Below are 15,452 nucleotides of genomic sequence, written 5' to 3'. Positions count from 1 at the left end.
CGGCATTCCTTCACGACTGGCCTCGTAGCCGGTTCCGAAATTGCTTGTGACCCAAGCAGTGTCTCCGATAACCAATCCGGAACCGGCTCATGGCCAATCTTCTTTGGCAATCATGCGCCCGTGCGCGTCTCGCATCGAAAGGAACACCATGTTTGATCAGTTCTACACCACGCTTGAATCCCTGGGCATCGTGCCGGTCGTCGTCCTCGACAAGGTCGAGGACGCCGCACCGCTCGCCCACGCCCTTATGGCAGCCGGCATGAAGTCCGCCGAGGTCACCTTCCGCACCGCCTGCGCCGCCGAGTGCATCGCCGCTATGGCAGAAGCCGAGCCCGAGATGTGCGTTGGCGCCGGTACCGTCCTGAACGTCGAGCAGGTTGAGCAGGCCCGCGCCGCCGGTGCCAAGTTCATCGTCTCGCCGGGTTACAACGAGGACGTTGTAAAGCACTGCATCGACATCGACCTGCCTGTGCTGCCCGGCACCGTGACCCCCTCCGAGGTTACCGCCGCCGAGAACCTGGGCCTCAAGGTCACCAAGTTCTTCCCAGCGGCTCAGTACGGCGGCCTTAACACCATCAAGTCGCTCGCTGCCCCGTTTGTCGGCCACCGCTTTATGCCCACCGGTGGCGTGAGCACTGCCAACGTCGAGGAGTACCTGAGCTCCTCCGCCATCATCGCCTGTGGTGGCACCTGGATGGTCAAGCCCGCCCTGTTCGCCGACGGCGACTTCTCCCGGGTCGAGCAGATCGCCCGCGAGGCCATGAACGTGGTGCGCAAGGTTCGTCCCGCCAAGTAAACCAAGCTCTCTATCGTAAAGAGGACGCGCCCAACGTATCGGCCGCGTCCCCTTTTTGAATCGGCACGCAAAAGCCCCGTTCACCCGGCCTGCTTCCTTGGGTGAACGGGGCTTTCAACTATGGGAGCGCGACCGCGCTAGTCGAAAAACCCAAAGCAATCGTGCGCGTTGTTGTAGCAAACGTTCTCGACGGCCTGGCCCAGGTACTCCTCGTCCTCGGGCAGCTGACCGCGCTCGACCCACTCGCCGAGCAGCTGGCAAAGCACGCGACGGAAGTACTCATGCCGCGGATAGGACAGGAAGCTGCGGCTATCGGTAAGCATGCCGGTAAAGTTGGCAAGCAGACCCTGCTCGGCAAACATGGTGAGCTGCTTCTTCATGCCGCTGAACGTGTCGTTGAACCACCAGGCGTTACCGAACTGCATGCGCTGCTTAACACCGCCCTGGAAGGCGCCGCACAGGCTCGCGAGCGCCAGCCAATCGGAATCGTTAAGGCTGTAGACGATGACCTTGGGGAGCTTGCCGGCGAGCTGGGCTGCATCGAACAACGCCTTGAGCTGGTAGGTAAAGTCGGGCTGGGTGCCCACGGTGTCAAAGCCAGCATCCTTGCCGATAAGCTTAAAGTCGCGGGTAGAGTCGTTGCGGAAGCAGTTGCCGTGGATCTGCATGGTCCAACCGTGACGCTCGTACTCGCCCATAAGGAAAATTGTCATCGCGGTCTGGTACTTGCCGACCTCCTCGGCGCTAACGTCCTGACCGGCAAGACGCTTTGCCACGATAGCGGTAATCTCGTCCTCGGATGTCGGGTTGAAGAAGAACTCGTTGGCGCCATGGTCGGCAAGACGGCCGCCGACGCCATGGAAGCAGTCGACGCGCTGTGCGGCTGCGGCCTTGAGGCTCTCGTAATCCTTGACCTCGATGCCAGAGATCTCGGTGAGCGTCTTTGCGTAGTCAGCAAACGTGCCAAGGTCGATGCCGAGCAAATCGTCGGGGCGGAACGTCGGCAAGACCTTAAAGCCGTTCTCCTGCTCCTCGACAGCCAGCAGCTTGTGCCACTTGAGGTCGCTCGCCGGGTTGTCGGTCGTGCAGATGCACTTGACGTTGAACTTCCTGATGAGGCCCTTGGCGGAAAACTCGGGCTTGGCGATCTGCTCGTTGGCGGCGTCCCAGATGGCCTTGGCGTTCTTCTGGTTGATGGTGAGATCGATACCAAAGACGCGACGAAGCTCGGCGTGACTCCACTCAAAGATGGGATTTCCCGGAGCGGCCTCGACGACCTTCACGAACTCGAGGTACTTGGTGTAGGCATCCCCGTCGCCAGTGATGTACCTCTCGTCCGTGCCGTTGGCGCGCAGCAGACGCCACTTGTAGTGATCACCCGCACCATGGTCGTAGAGCCAAACCTCGGTGAGGTTCTCAAAATGCTTGTCCTCGTAAATCTGCTGAGGATCGAGATGGCAGTGGTAGTCGATAATCGGCATCTTCTCTGCATGGTCGTGGAAGAGCTTCTTGGCCCAATCCGTCGTCAGCAGAAAGTCATCGTTCAACAGCATGGGCTACTCGCCCGCCTTATAGTTATCGCTGCACTTATCGAGGGACTCCCACACGCCGTTGATGTAAGCAATGCCGAGGGCTCGGTCGTACAGGCCGTAGCCCGGGCGTCCCGTCTCGCCCCAGATCATGCGACCGTGGTCGGGGCGCATATAGCCGTCGAAGCCGTTCTTGTGCAGAATGCTCATCATGCGAACCAGATCGAGCGAACCGTACTCTGTGGGGTGGGGTGCCTCGTAAAAGTCCTTGTTACCGGGAACCTCGGGGCTGATGTACTTGATGTTGCGCATGTGGACAAAGTGGATGCGTCCGCGCGCGGAGAACTCGCCAAGGATGTCGTAGACGTTGTTTGCAGGATCCTCGGCAATGGAACCGCAGCAGAGCGTGATGCCGTTATAGGGCGTGTCGACGGCATTGCAAAGCCAATCGAGATCTTCGCGGTTCTTGATAATGCGGGGCAAGCCAAAGATCGAGTACGGAGGATCGTCGGGATGAATGGCCATCTTGACGTCGCAGCGCTCACAGGTGGGCATAATCGCCTTAAGGAAATAGACCAGGTTCTCGCGCAGCTTATCCTCATTGACCTCTTTGTAGGCGTCGAGCAGCGCACGCACCTGGCCCAGACGCTCGGGCTCCCAACCGGGCAGTGTGAAGTCGCCCGAGCCACCGGCCACACGGTCGATAATCTCCTGCGGGTCATCGGGGATGTTCTTTTTTACGAAAGCGAGCGTCTTGGAGCCGTCGGAAAGGGTGTAGTCAAGGTCGGATTTGACCCAATCGAACACCGGCATGAAGTTATAGCAGATGCACTTGATGCCCTCGGCAGCAAGGTTCTCAATCGTCTGCTTGTAGGCCTCGATGTGCGCGTCGCGCGTGGGCAGTCCGATCTTGATGTCGTCGGACACGTTGACCGACTCAATGCACTCGAGCTTGAGCCCGGCGGCCTCGATCTGCTCGCGCAGGGCCCGGATGCGCTCGCGCGGCCAGACCTCCCCTGCCGGGATGTCGAAGAGGGTTCCCACGATGCCATGGCATCCGGGAATCTGCGCTATCTGCTGCAGGGTGATTTTCTCGGAATCAGATCCGTACCAGCGAAAACTAAGTTGCATGTTTATCTTTCCTTAACTGCGTGTGTGGCTGCACCGGGGCTTACAGATACTCATGAATCGTGGCGTGCACGGCACCCGGTCCGGCGAGCATCTCGAGCAGATAGCCCTCGATCTTCTCGCCAAGACCCACCTCGTAAAGGTCAAGGGTGAAAATCTCTTTGTTGGAGAGGATCGGCGCGGCGGCCGTATGGACGGTGCCGGCATCGGCGTCTCCCAGCTTAAGGCTGGCGATGTAGCCCTGGAGCTCGGTAAGCAACGGGTCGGGGCTGCAAGCAAACGCCTTACCCTCATCATCGACGCCCATGAGGTAGCGCAACCATCCGGCAATCGTGAGGGGGATATACGTGAGACCGCTTACGCTCTTGCCGGCCGCAAGATAGGAATTGAGCGTATGACCGTAGCGGATGGCGACCTTCTGTGAAGTATCCGTGGCGATACGCTGCGGGGCATCCGGCAGCGATTTGTTGACCAGACGCTCGCCTACGAGCTCGTCGATAAAGGACTTGGGGTCGATGACCTTGGGATCGACCACCACGGGCAGGTCCTCGTCGTAACCGAGGTGATGAATGAGCGAGGAGAGATCGGCATCCTCCATCTCGGCCCAGATGCGATCGTAGCCGAGCAGACAGCCGAAAACGGCAAGGCAGGTGTGAAGCGGGTTGAGGCAGGCCGTGACCTTCATGGTATCGGCCTTCTCAGCCGTGTCGCGGTCGCACATGATTACGCCGCCCTCCTCGAGCGCCGGACGCCCGTTGGGGAACGAGTCCTCGATCACGAGGTAATGGCAGGCCTCGGTGTTGGCGAAGCCAGCGAAGGTGGGGCCGGATGTCTTGATGAGGTCAAGGTCGCTCCAGCCCTGCTCGCGGAGGATCTCCTCCGTCTCGGGCGAGGGGTTGGGGGTAATGCGGTCGATCATGGACCAGGGGAAGCTCACACGCGACTCGTCGGAAACGTAATCGACAAAATCCTGCGACACGCAGCCGTGGTCGCGCCAGCCCTCGGCGACAGTGAGGACCGCCTCGCGGAAACGGCGACCGTTCTGGGAGAAGTTGTCGGTCGAGACCATGGCGATGGGCGCCGCGCCGGCGTTGAAACGCGCGAACAGCAGCGCGCATACGATGCCCATGGTGCTCGCGGCGGCATCGGGGCCGGCTTCGAGCTCGGCCTTGACGCAGGGCAGCAGCTCGCCCGCGGCGCCGCGCAGGCCGTAGCCCTTCTCGGTGATGGTGAAGGTCGCCAGTTCGAGCTCATCGCTCTCGAAGTAGCGCTTGGTGCGCGCGAGATCCTCGGGGCGCTGGGCGTTGGCGAAGACGCCGCCCGCCGTAATGGCGAGCACGCGCTCGTCGAGCATGCCGTCGGCGTTCATGACCACCTGCAGGATGTCGTTGTTGTAGGGTGCGTAGACCTCGTCAAGCGTGAAGGGGCGGAAGGTCTCCGCCACGACAACGCCGCGGTCAAGCAGGCCCTTGTTCGCGAGCTCCTGCGCAATCTGCGCATGGAACGCACGGTAGAGGTTGCCGCCACCAAAATGGATCCAACGGGGCTGCTCGATACCGGCGGCACGCACGGCGTCCACGTCGTAACGGGGAAACTCGACACCCATCTGGGCAAGCTCCTCGGTATCGTCCTTCCAATGTTTGAGTGAGACCATGCGGTCCTCCTTGCTGATACGTCACGGCACGGTCGCCGTGCGTGTATTTGTTTACGCCGAGCGCACGGTTCGCAACGCACGCCAAAGGCGGCAGCCCCGGAGAGCCACCGCCTCGTTATCTATCTGATGGGCAGGACCCCGAGCGGCGCTTAGGCCTTGTAATCAAAGTCCGGGACCTCATGCCAGCGCTCACGGAAGAAGTGGGCGGCCAGCTTAGGCTTGCGATCGCGCGTGAACAGGCCCTTCTTGTTGCCCTGGACACGCAGGAGGCTCTGACTCGTGGCGAAGTCGGCAAAGTTCCAGACCTGCTCGCCCACCACGCAGGGGTAGTCGTCCATGACGGCGAGGTTGGCCTTGTAGTAGTCGACCTGGTACTCCTCGGTGTACATGACGGGCGTCGTGTCATGCATGCCGGCGACCGTGTCGGCGCCGAACTCGGTGAAGATGATCGGCTTACCGAGCTTAGCCCACTCGTCGAGCTCCGCGCGCATGGCCTTGAACGGGGCGACGAGATTGGGGCCGCCAAAGTACCAGCCGTAGTAGCGGTTGAGGCAGATGGCGTCGGAGAGCTTGGCCGAGCAGTCGGTCACGGCCGTGGTGCCCTGGACGCTCACGAGCGTGCAGGGACGCTTTTGCGGGTCGAGCTCGCGGGCGAGGTCATAGAGCGGCTTGAAGTAGTCGTAGGCACCCTCGGCCGAGGAATCGGGCTCGTTGGCGATGCTCCACATGACCACGCAGGCATGGTTCTTGTCGCGGGCGACGAGGTCGCGGATGACCTGTTTGTGGGCCTCCTGCGTCTGGACGCCGTGCTCGGGGTCGAAGGTCGTGATCTTCTCGCCGCCAAAGTTGGCGCCGCCGCCAAACTGCAGATTGACGCCCACGGCCGTGGTCTCGTCGATCACGACGATGCCCTCGGCGTCGCACAGGCGCATCATCTCCTCACTGTAGGGGTAGTGACTCGTGCGGAAGCTGTTCGCGCCCTGCCATTTCATGAGCGAGAGGTCCTTGACGTTCATGGGCATGTTCTCGCCGCGGCCCGTGGGGAAGGTGTCCTCGTGCTTGCCGTAGCCCTTGAAGTAGAACGGACGGCCGTTGATGAGGAACTTGGTGCCCTTGACGCGCACGGTACGCACGCCATAGGGAAGCTCGTAGACATCCTCGCCGAAGGTGACCTTCACCCGGTAGAGGTAGGCGGCACCCGGCTGCCAGAGGGTGACCTGGTCAAGCTTGAGCTCACCCTCGAGACCCTCGCCCTCGGCGACCTTGACACCCTGCACGTCAAACATCTCGACCTTGCAGGCAGCGTCGCCGGTGGCGGCAACCTTATAGGAGACCGTCGCGGAGGGAGCATCGGTCGTTTCGCCCTGGACATCGGCCACGAGCTCGACGTCATCGATGTGCTCGGCCGGGGTAGTGTAGATGTAGACCGGGCGCGTGATGCCGGCGTAGTTGAAGAAGTCGAAGTTGGGGTTGTTGACCTTCTTCTTGGGAGCGTCTTCCGTGGCGTCGCCCATGCCGCCGAGCAAACCGCTCATCATGTTGGCCTTGCCGCCCACGGGCAGCGTGGTGTAGTCGATCACGTTGTCGACGGCGACGGTGAGCAGGTTGTCGCCCGGCTCGAGGTAGTCGTTGATCTGGACCTCGAAGGGAAGGAAGCCACAGACGTGCTCGCAGACGAGCTTGCCGTTGAGGTAGACCTTGGCGTGGTGGGTGACGGCGGAGAAGCGCAGCATCACGCGCTGGCTGCGGACAAACTCCGGCACGGCGATGGCGCGCTGATAGAACGCCCAGCCGCAGAAGTCACGGAAGTCGATGCCCTCCTTGAGGTCGTTGTAGGAGGCGGGGACAGGCATCGTCATGGCGTCGGCGAGCGGCGCGTCGAACCACTTGCTCTCGAAAGCACTGCCGTCATCGAGCTTGAAGTCCCAGATGCCGTCGAGGCTCTCGACGAAACGGGACGCGGTCTGCTGAGGATAGAGCATCTTTGTTGCCTTTCTATCTTGCGGGCGAAGGGTGAACGGCCCGGAGAGGGATGAACCGCTCACCCTCCCACCCTATTGAAGACGGTTTATTTGGTTGCCGCGGCGGCGTTCTCGGCGTTTGCCTTGAGCATGGCGGCGTTGTTGTTGACGCGTTTCTTGTCGAGCGGGTACAGGAAGAGGAAGATGAAGAGCATGGCGATCATGAAAACGCCCGGCACCAGAACGGCAAGATTGTAGATACCGTCGACCGTGGCCTGAGTCTGGACCGCCGTAGCGCCAGCCTGATATCCCACAAAGGTCAGTGCGGCACCGGAGAGGGAGCCGGCGAGCGCCTGGCCCACCTTGCGGCAGAAGGAATAGACGGAATAGCAGGTCGCGTCTTCGCGAACACCCGTCTGAACCTGAATGTCATCAATGACATCAGTCACAAGTGCATAGACAACCAGGTTGAACATACCCAAGCCGGCACCGGCAATGCAGTTCAAGACAAGAAACACGACGGGGTTATGCGTATGAAGCACGAACATCGTGAGGCAGGCGGCCCCGGCAAGCCCGGACCCCAGCATGGCAACGCCCTTGCGACCCAAAGCACGGGTGAGTTTCTTGATGAACGGGGCGACGATAAACGTCACGGCGACACCGAGCAGATTGGCTATCGAAAGCATAGCGGAGTCACGGAAGTAGTCGGCAAAGAGGTACATGAGTATCTGGTTCATGAACATCATAGCGAGCAGGAAGCAAACGGCTCCCACGCACAGGCCAATCATCGCACGACTCGAAAGCGCCGACTTGATCATGGCAAACACGTTGCGACGGTCCTCTTCGGCATTCGCGTTATGATGGTCCTGCGGCTTGACGCGCTCAATCGTGTTCTTATAACAAAGGAAGTAGCAGGCCATGGCCGCGATACCGAAGACAATAGCAACGATACCGAAAATCTGGCTCCCCTCGCCACCGCGGATGACCTGAGCGCCCGAGGCGTCCTTGACATAAATGACAAGCGGCGTCACCACGCCGATAACCAGGTTGGCAAGCGTGCTGCCGACGGTGCGGTACGTAGAGAGCGAAGCACGGTCATCAGGCTCTCCCGAGACGAGCGACGCCATCGAGCTGTACGGAATGTTGACGCAGGAATACAGGATGCCCCAAATAATATAGGTCGCGAACATATAGACGATCTTGACGGGCATCGCGGCGTTCACGCAGAACGATTGGTACATAAGAATGGAAAAGAGCACCGCGGGGGCCGCCATCTTCATCATGACCGAACGATACTTGCCACCCTTACCGGGGTTGACACGATCGACCACGATGCCGACGGTAACATCGGCGAATGCATCAATCACGCGAGCGACGAGGAACAATATGCCGACGATCGCACCCGGAACTCCCATCACCTTGGTATAGAAGACCATCAAAAACGAACTGGCGAACAGGAACATGAAGTCGTTACCAAAGTCGCCGAACATATAACCGAACTTGTCGCGTATGCCAAACGGTCGCACGCTCTTTGACTGTGCTGTATCAGCCATCGCTACCGCCTTTCCCTACAAAAGACTTGCTTTACTTGGTGCTAACTGATGCATTAGTTATTTAGCAATTGACATGTTAGATTTATGGGCTGTTTTCGTCTATTAGCTCGGTTGTTTTCTCTGTAAACGGCTTTATCTGTTGGTTAAACGGCTTTTATTTGCACATGTAGCTTATCTAGTCTAGAATAATAAATTTTCTGACACGTTAGATTTCTTCTTTTTAGCCGAATCTGACTTAGAAGCCCACCCATAACATTGAACTTGTAGTGCGTTAGAAAAGCGGCACTAATGCGTTAAAATGAGGAACAACGATTCAAACATCCCTTTTTAGCTGGTAAAAGAGCACTTCATGTCGCAAACAAAGTCTCCTATGAGCCTTCAGGAACAGGCCTATCTGACCCTCCGTTCCAAGATCATCTACGCGGACCTCGAACCCGGTACGCGCCTTTCGGCCGTGGGACTCGAAAAAGAGACCGGCATCGGCCGCACGCCGATCCGCGAGTCCTTCGTGCGCCTGCGCGAGCAGGAGCTCGTCGAGACGCGCCCCAAGAGCGGCACCTACGTGTCCAAGATCGATATGGAGCGCGCGGAGAACGCATGCTTCTTGCGCGAGAAGCTCGAACGGAGCGTCCTCATCAAATGCTGTAGCATCGCGACGGACGAGCAAATCGCGGAGCTCGATGGCATCCTCGCGGAATCCGAGGCGCTCGAATACAGCGACTACCGTCGCTTCTTCGACCTGGACAACCTGTTCCACGAGACGTGCTTCGAGATCGCCGGGCGTCACATGCTATGGGAGTGGATGGGGAGTGTCAACACCCATTTCGAGCGTTTTCGTTGGCTGCGCGCCCGCTCACAAGAGATCGACTGGGGGCCGATCCGCAAGCAGCACCGCCAGATGCTCCAGGCCGTCAAGACCGGCAACACCGACGAGGCGAGCTACCTCGCGGCCTCACACCTGCACCTCATGCCCGAAGAGCAGGGCCCGGTGATTGCCCTGAACCCGGATTACTTCAAGACCGGCAGCGAACAGGAATAGTCAACGAGGGTCAGAGCGTGCGGCAGCACCCCGTCCTCGAAAAATAAGGGGGCCTTTTGCCCCCGCTGGGAATGAAGGGGTGCTTTCTCCCTGTTAGGCCTCTGATAAAGGCTTCATCAGGAACATGAGCCCCCCCCCCTCAATCCCAGAAGGCACAAAAGGCCTCTTCAATCTCAGGATGCCCGTTCGTATGTTGTCGCCCGACCGACCCCGTGCCTTACGATCACTCCCCGGTCGAGGAGCGCCGCCAAAGCGTAGACACGGCTGAGCCCCGTCTCTCGCTCGATCTCCCCACGTGGCAGAATCTGTCCACCCGTCAGCGCCTTGAGCACCTGCAGCTCCTCAGCCGAGTCTTCGAACGCATCGACAACAGGGCGCGTGACCGTCACCATTCCGTCGCGCACGACGCGATGTATCTGCATCTGGTCTACAACCGCAACATGATTGCGAAGGGCGCGCAGACAGATAGGTAGCCGTTCGCGACAGTCACAGCTGCCGGCACTGCGCACGTCACATTTTGGTATGTCAAAAATGTGACGTGTCACATCAAAAATTACAATGGCACTTGATTTTTGATTTGAACCTATATTCGGCAAAGGGAGGGCAGCCATGGAGAGCAGTCTTTACCTTCAAAGAACCGAATTAACCTGCGACAGCGATGAGCTGCCCCCACTGCGCACACGATTCCTTGCCCTGGCGCTCACCATCGCGCTTGCCCTCGCCTGCATCTTCTCCCCCATTGCCGTAGCGCACGAAATGCACCACGACTGCACAGGCGTCGGTTGCGTAACGTGCGCAGAAATGGCCGGCAACCTTTCACTCGCGCAGCGCGGATCGGTGCCCCACAACCCCATAGCCATCGTATCGCTCCTGATAATCTATGCCGTCGCCATCATCGGCGTTGAGTATGCCTCATATGCCCCCGTCACGCTCGTCTCTCTTAAGGTGCGCCTGGACGATTAACGGCCCAAAACAATCGAACACACCTGAACGTTCGCGAGCGCATGCCGCTAGCGGCATGCGCTCTCACCCCATTGTTTTGGAGCAAACCTATGTACAATCGGATCTTTAAGCGTCGCCCTCGGCGTCGCCTCACCCGTCGCCACTGTCTTATGACGTGTATCGGAGCAGCACTCGTGTTCTCCGTGCTAGGACTCACTGCCTGCGGCGGCAACACCTCAGCACAGACCGGCGGCGCTGACACGGCCTCCGACACCGTCAACGTCGTAGCAAGTTTTTATCCCATGGCAGACTTCGCGCAAAAAGTCGGAGGAAGCCATGTCAAGGTGACCAACCTGGTTCCCGCGGGAACCGAGCCGCACGAGTGGGAGCCCAGCCCCAGCGATGTCAGGCAAATCCAGGCGTCCGATGTCTTTATCTACAATGGTGCCGACATGGAGGGCTGGGTTGATGACACCCTTGAGTCAATCGACACGTCTAAAACGACCGTCTGCAAGGCTTCCGACGGCATCACGCTGCGCATGGCAGACAAAGAAGACGAGTCCGCAGGCGAGCACGAACACGCAGGCGAGCACGACCCGCACGTGTGGTTGAGCCCCAAAAACGCCAAGGCCGAACTCAAGAATATCGAGCGGGCACTTATTAAGGCCGACCCCGACAACAAGGCCGATTACCAGGCGAACTACAAAAAATATGCTGAGAAGTTCGACGAACTCGACGAGCAGTACCAAAATGAACTCAGCAAGGTAAAAGGCCGCTCCGTCGTCGTTTCGCACGAGGCCTACGGCTATCTGTGTGACGAGTTCGGTCTCACGCAGATGCCCATCACCGGCATGGACGCCGAGGGCGAGCCCAACGCCAAGACCATGGCGCAGATCGTCCAGTTCATCAAGGACAACAACGTCAAGACGGTCTTTGGCGAGGACCTGGTTTCCCAGAAGGTCGCCAAGACCATCGCCGACGAAACCGGCGCTGAGTGCGTGCAGCTCAACCCGGTCGAGGGCTTGACGGATAAGCAACTCGAGGCTGGCGAGGACTACCTCACCGTCATGCGGGATAACCTTGACAAGCTCGTCAAGGCACTTAATCAAGAGTAAGGGGATAGCACTGTGAAGATGAGCATGAAGAACCTAAAGAGCTGGATGGCCGAGCACCCCTACCCCCGTACGCTTGCGGCGATCGCCGGCGCGTCGATTTGCTCGACGCTCGCCCTCGAACTTCCGTCCAACCATGAGCTGTGGAACATGCGGCCCGGCCCGGCTCTTTTGGAGCTCATGCTCATCTTCTGTTTCCTGAGCCTGTTGTTCTATCTGCCACGTCGCCGGAAGACCCCCGCGATCCTTGGCGTTGTGGCGTTTGCCGCCATCGGTATCGCTGAATACTTCGTCATCACGTTCAAATCGATGCCCATCCAACCGGGCGACTTGTTCGCGCTTTCCACGGCCGCCACGGTCGCCGGCAGCTACACCTACGAGCTGAGCGGCTATTGCTTCTTGGGACTTGCCGCGGCAGCAATCGGCATTGTGCTCATCGCCCGCATCCCGCGCGCCATATGCGAACGCCCGCCCCGCCGCGATAACCAAACCGAGAAATCCGAGCGCAAAACCAAGCTGCCGCTCTCGGTCGACCGCCGCACCGCACTCGTTGCCGGCGCCGTGCTGGCTGGGCAGGCCATGATCAGCTACTACGATACCCTCGGCATCAAGCTGCACACGTGGAAGCCACTCGACAGCTACTACAGCCAAGGATTCCTGCCCACCTTCATCTCTAGCGCGCAGAAGATGGTCCCGCCCAAACCCAAGCATTACGACGGACGCGACACGGCCGCGCTCATCAAGCGCATGGCTGGTCGCTGGAACCGCGGCATCCACGGTGTCGCCAACGTCGACCGCGCCGCCGCCGTGGCGCAGTTCGAGCAGCTCAAGCCATCTGTCATCTGCATCATGAACGAGTCGTTCGCCGACCTCTCGATTTTCAACGGCCTGGGCTGCGACTATCGGGGACCCGAACGCTTCAAGGCTATCGATGACGCGATCATGCAGGGTGTGAGCTACATGAGTGCCTTTGGCGCGGGCACCTGCAACAGCGAGTTTGAGTTTTTGACCGGTCACTCGATGGCATACCTGGGCGCCGGTGTGTACCCCTTCATGACGTATAACTTAGCCCCCACCGAGAACCTCGCGCGTCAGTTCAAGAAGCTCGGGTATCGCGCGGTGGCCATGCATCCCAACCACGCCACCAACTGGAACCGTGAGAACGTATTTGCCGACATGGGCTTTGACGAGTTTCTTTCCATCGAGGATTTCACCGGCGCGCCTCAGCTCTGCCGCAAGGTGACCGATGCGGCGACATATGACAAGTGCCTCGAGGTGCTGCGACAGAACAACGAGCCCATCTTTATCCATGACGTAACCATGCAGAATCACTCGGCCTACGATACCGGGCTGGTTCCCGCCGACCAGCAAGTGCATCTAAACCTAAGCGGCATCGAGGATAAAGTCGTCACGTGGACAAATGAGTATTGCTCCCTGATGGAAGCCTCGGATAAAGCATTTGCCGACTTTTTGGACCAGCTGCGCGAGCTCGACCGTCCCGTCGTCGTAGTGATGTACGGCGACCACCAGCCGTTCTTTACCGACCGCTACAACGACCTCTACTTCACCGACGAGGACGAGGCGACGCACACCGAGCGCATCTGGCAGACGCGCTACGTGGTATGGGCCAATTACGACGTGGCCGGCAATGCCCAGACCAGCGAAACACTGGATACAAGCATCGATAACGTGGGGGCTCTCGCCCTCAACGCCATAGGAGCTCCGCTCACGGCATACCAGCGTGCGCGCCTGCAAAATCGCAAGAACATGCCGAGCATCAACGTGGTCGGCAAACAGGATGCAAGCGGAACGTGGCATGTCCCCGAAGCCGAGGATATGCCGAGCAAACTGCACGAGGCCGACGATCGTCTCGAGCGCATGCAGTACCGAAAGCTCTTCGATCACGGTGGCTCCGTCTTCACGGCGCACAAGCAGACCGCCGCAAACGAGACCGACCCCAATGCAACGCCAGGCGAGGGGGCCTAACTATGGAGACGCCCATCGAGATTTGCGATCTTTCGTTTTCGTATGGTTCTGTCCCCGTTCTTGCCCATTGCTCGTTGATCACTGCCCATGGTCAAGCCGTGATTCTCTCGGGAGAGAATGGGGCCGGCAAGTCCACGCTCCTCAAATTGGCGCTTGGCGAATTGGTCCCCCAGCAAGGCGATGCCCTCCTCTTTGGGACACCCGCGCACTCGTTTACCGATTGGCATCGCGTTGGCTACGTCCCCCAGCGCGCCGGCGGTTCCTACGACCGGTTTCCCGCGACGGTGGCCGAGATTGTCGCCGCCAACCGCTATGCACTCGGGCGCAGCCAGCGTCGAGAATCGCACACCGCCGCGCTGCGAGCCCTCGAGCTTGTGGGGCTCACCGACCATGCTGACTCGCTCATTGGCGAGCTTTCGGGCGGCCAGCAACAGCGGGCGCTTTTGGCTCGCGCGCTGGTGAATAATCCAGAACTCCTCGTGCTCGATGAACCCACCAGCGGACTCGACCGTTCGAGCGTCAACGAGTTTATCGAGGTCATGGACGCCCTTATGCGCGACCCGAATCGCACCATTCTTATGGTGAGCCATGATCTCGAACGACTTGAGGGTCTCGAGGCCGACCGCATTGTCTTATCCCAAGGAGTTATCCATCATGCTTGACATGCTTCAGTATGCCTTTATGCAGCGGGCGTTCCTGAGCGGCATCGTACTGGGTGTCGCGATTCCGCTTGTGGGAGTCATCGTGGTGCTCAAGCGCCTCTCGATGATCGGCGATACATTGAGTCATGCCTCGCTTGCTGGCGTGGCGGGCGGCCCCATCGCCGGCATCAACCCCGTCGCAGGCGCCACCGTGGCATGTCTTGCAGCTGCCTGCTTCGTCGAGATGATTCGCAAGCGGCTCGAAAGCCACGGAGACCTTGCTATTGCCATTGTTATGGCCGCTGGAGTCGGACTTGCCGGCGTATTGTCCGGATTTGTGCCGAACTCGTCTACGTTCTCGAGTTTTCTCTTTGGCAGTATCGTCACGGTCGACAACTCCGAGCTTGCAGGCGTCATGGTCGTCGGCTTAGGCATTATCGCCTATTGCCTTTTGTTTTCGCGTGAACTCTTTTGGGTGGCACTTGATGAGCGTGCGGCTCGTATCGCCGGCGTGCGTACGCGTATTATCAATGTGAGCTTTATCTTTATCTGCGCACTCGCCATTTCCATCGCAGCACGCACCGTAGGCGCCCTGATCGTGAGCTCCATGATGACGGTGCCGGTCGCCTGTGCACTTACCGTTGCTCGCAGCTGGCGGCAGACATGCATTGTGAGCTCGTCCGTGGGGCTTATATCTGTCTTGGCAGGACTCACCATCTCTTATATCTGGGGGCTTAAGCCCGGCGGCACCATCGTGCTCACGCAGGTCGCCATATTGGTCGTGCTGGTCATATGGCGTGTGGTCAGACAAAATGAGCGCAATTGAACGATTACCGTGCATGGCAACGAGCGCCCGGGCACCATATTCGAACACAAACATGCTCGCCCAGAACAAATGGGAACCCAGAGCATTCGACAAGCAACGATAAGCTCATTTTCAATCCAGCAAGAAGTCCACCCGCTGAAAGAAGCCGTTTTTGGCCAACCAGCACACCACTAAGAAACGTGTCACATCAACGACATCGCCAAGGTCAAGGAGATTTTGGGGCCTCTAATCGCACGGTTTATTGCAGCTAACGCAAGCGGCCGCCGCCCCGTATACGGGACGGCG

The 15,452-nt window shown here is 59.3% G+C and carries 13 protein-coding genes; 8 read left to right on the top strand and 5 right to left on the bottom strand.

Annotated elements, in window-relative coordinates; genetic code table 11:
- The first annotated feature begins 148 nt into the window (after nucleotides 1-148).
- Entirely contained in the window at nucleotides 149-796 is a 648-nt protein-coding gene (gene eda, locus SFLMC1_RS00245; RefSeq protein WP_152074740.1) for a bifunctional 4-hydroxy-2-oxoglutarate aldolase/2-dehydro-3-deoxy-phosphogluconate aldolase, read from the top strand.
- Between the two features lie 137 nt (nucleotides 797-933).
- On the opposite strand, the gene uxaC is transcribed toward eda, so the two are convergent.
- The 5 genes from uxaC to SFLMC1_RS00220 form a co-directional block, all read right to left on the bottom strand.
- Entirely contained in the window at nucleotides 934-2,349 is a 1,416-nt protein-coding gene (gene uxaC, locus SFLMC1_RS00240; protein ID WP_152074741.1) for a glucuronate isomerase, read from the bottom strand.
- Between the two features lie 3 nt (nucleotides 2,350-2,352).
- On the bottom strand, nucleotides 2,353-3,456 hold the full coding sequence (gene uxuA, locus SFLMC1_RS00235) for a mannonate dehydratase (protein ID WP_152074742.1): 1,104 nt from the start codon (nucleotides 3,454-3,456) through the stop codon (nucleotides 2,353-2,355).
- Between the two features lie 40 nt (nucleotides 3,457-3,496).
- Nucleotides 3,497-5,107, bottom strand: a complete 1,611-nt coding sequence (locus SFLMC1_RS00230) for a mannitol dehydrogenase family protein (protein WP_152074743.1) — start codon at nucleotides 5,105-5,107, stop codon at nucleotides 3,497-3,499.
- Between the two features lie 149 nt (nucleotides 5,108-5,256).
- Nucleotides 5,257-7,089: a beta-glucuronidase gene (gene uidA, locus SFLMC1_RS00225; RefSeq protein ID WP_152074744.1), complete on the bottom strand. Its 1,833-nt coding sequence runs from the start codon at nucleotides 7,087-7,089 to the stop codon at nucleotides 5,257-5,259.
- Nucleotides 7,090-7,175: 86 nt separating this feature from the next.
- The gene (locus SFLMC1_RS00220) at nucleotides 7,176-8,621 is read right to left on the bottom strand and encodes an MFS transporter (RefSeq protein WP_152074745.1); all 1,446 of its coding nucleotides are present in this window, start codon (nucleotides 8,619-8,621) and stop codon (nucleotides 7,176-7,178) included.
- Between the two features lie 349 nt (nucleotides 8,622-8,970).
- Here SFLMC1_RS00220 and SFLMC1_RS00215 point away from each other — a divergent pair, with 349 nt between their 5' ends.
- From SFLMC1_RS00215 to SFLMC1_RS00185, 7 genes are all read left to right on the top strand, one after another.
- Nucleotides 8,971-9,660 carry a GntR family transcriptional regulator gene (locus tag SFLMC1_RS00215; protein ID WP_222838006.1) on the top strand — a complete coding sequence of 230 codons (690 nt, stop codon included), beginning with the start codon at nucleotides 8,971-8,973 and terminating at the stop codon, nucleotides 9,658-9,660.
- Nucleotides 9,661-9,872: 212 nt separating this feature from the next.
- Entirely contained in the window at nucleotides 9,873-10,133 is a 261-nt protein-coding gene (locus SFLMC1_RS00210; protein ID WP_152074746.1) for a hypothetical protein, read from the top strand.
- Nucleotides 10,134-10,269: 136 nt separating this feature from the next.
- A complete protein-coding gene (locus SFLMC1_RS00205) occupies nucleotides 10,270-10,623 on the top strand; it encodes a hypothetical protein (protein WP_152074747.1) in 354 nt (117 codons plus the stop codon).
- A gap of 89 nt (nucleotides 10,624-10,712) precedes the next feature.
- Complete coding sequence (locus SFLMC1_RS00200; protein WP_222838005.1) at nucleotides 10,713-11,717, top strand: metal ABC transporter substrate-binding protein; 1,005 nt, start codon at nucleotides 10,713-10,715, stop codon at nucleotides 11,715-11,717.
- Between the two features lie 18 nt (nucleotides 11,718-11,735).
- Nucleotides 11,736-13,700 carry an LTA synthase family protein gene (locus SFLMC1_RS00195; RefSeq protein ID WP_226814299.1) on the top strand — a complete coding sequence of 655 codons (1,965 nt, stop codon included), beginning with the start codon at nucleotides 11,736-11,738 and terminating at the stop codon, nucleotides 13,698-13,700.
- A gap of 2 nt (nucleotides 13,701-13,702) precedes the next feature.
- Nucleotides 13,703-14,362, top strand: a complete 660-nt coding sequence (locus SFLMC1_RS00190) for a metal ABC transporter ATP-binding protein (RefSeq protein WP_152074749.1) — start codon at nucleotides 13,703-13,705, stop codon at nucleotides 14,360-14,362.
- Nucleotides 14,355-15,167, top strand: coding sequence for a metal ABC transporter permease (locus tag SFLMC1_RS00185; RefSeq protein ID WP_315984657.1), 813 nt, complete (start codon nucleotides 14,355-14,357; stop codon nucleotides 15,165-15,167). Before SFLMC1_RS00190 ends, SFLMC1_RS00185 begins: the two co-directional genes overlap by 8 nt.
- Nucleotides 15,168-15,452: the final 285 nt, after the last annotated feature.

The sequence above is a fragment of the Collinsella aerofaciens genome (genome assembly GCF_901212495.1).
GTDB lineage: Bacteria > Actinomycetota > Coriobacteriia > Coriobacteriales > Coriobacteriaceae > Collinsella > Collinsella aerofaciens_H.
Note: the sequence above shows the minus strand (reverse complement) of the source record. Positions and strands in the feature narration are given on the sequence as shown.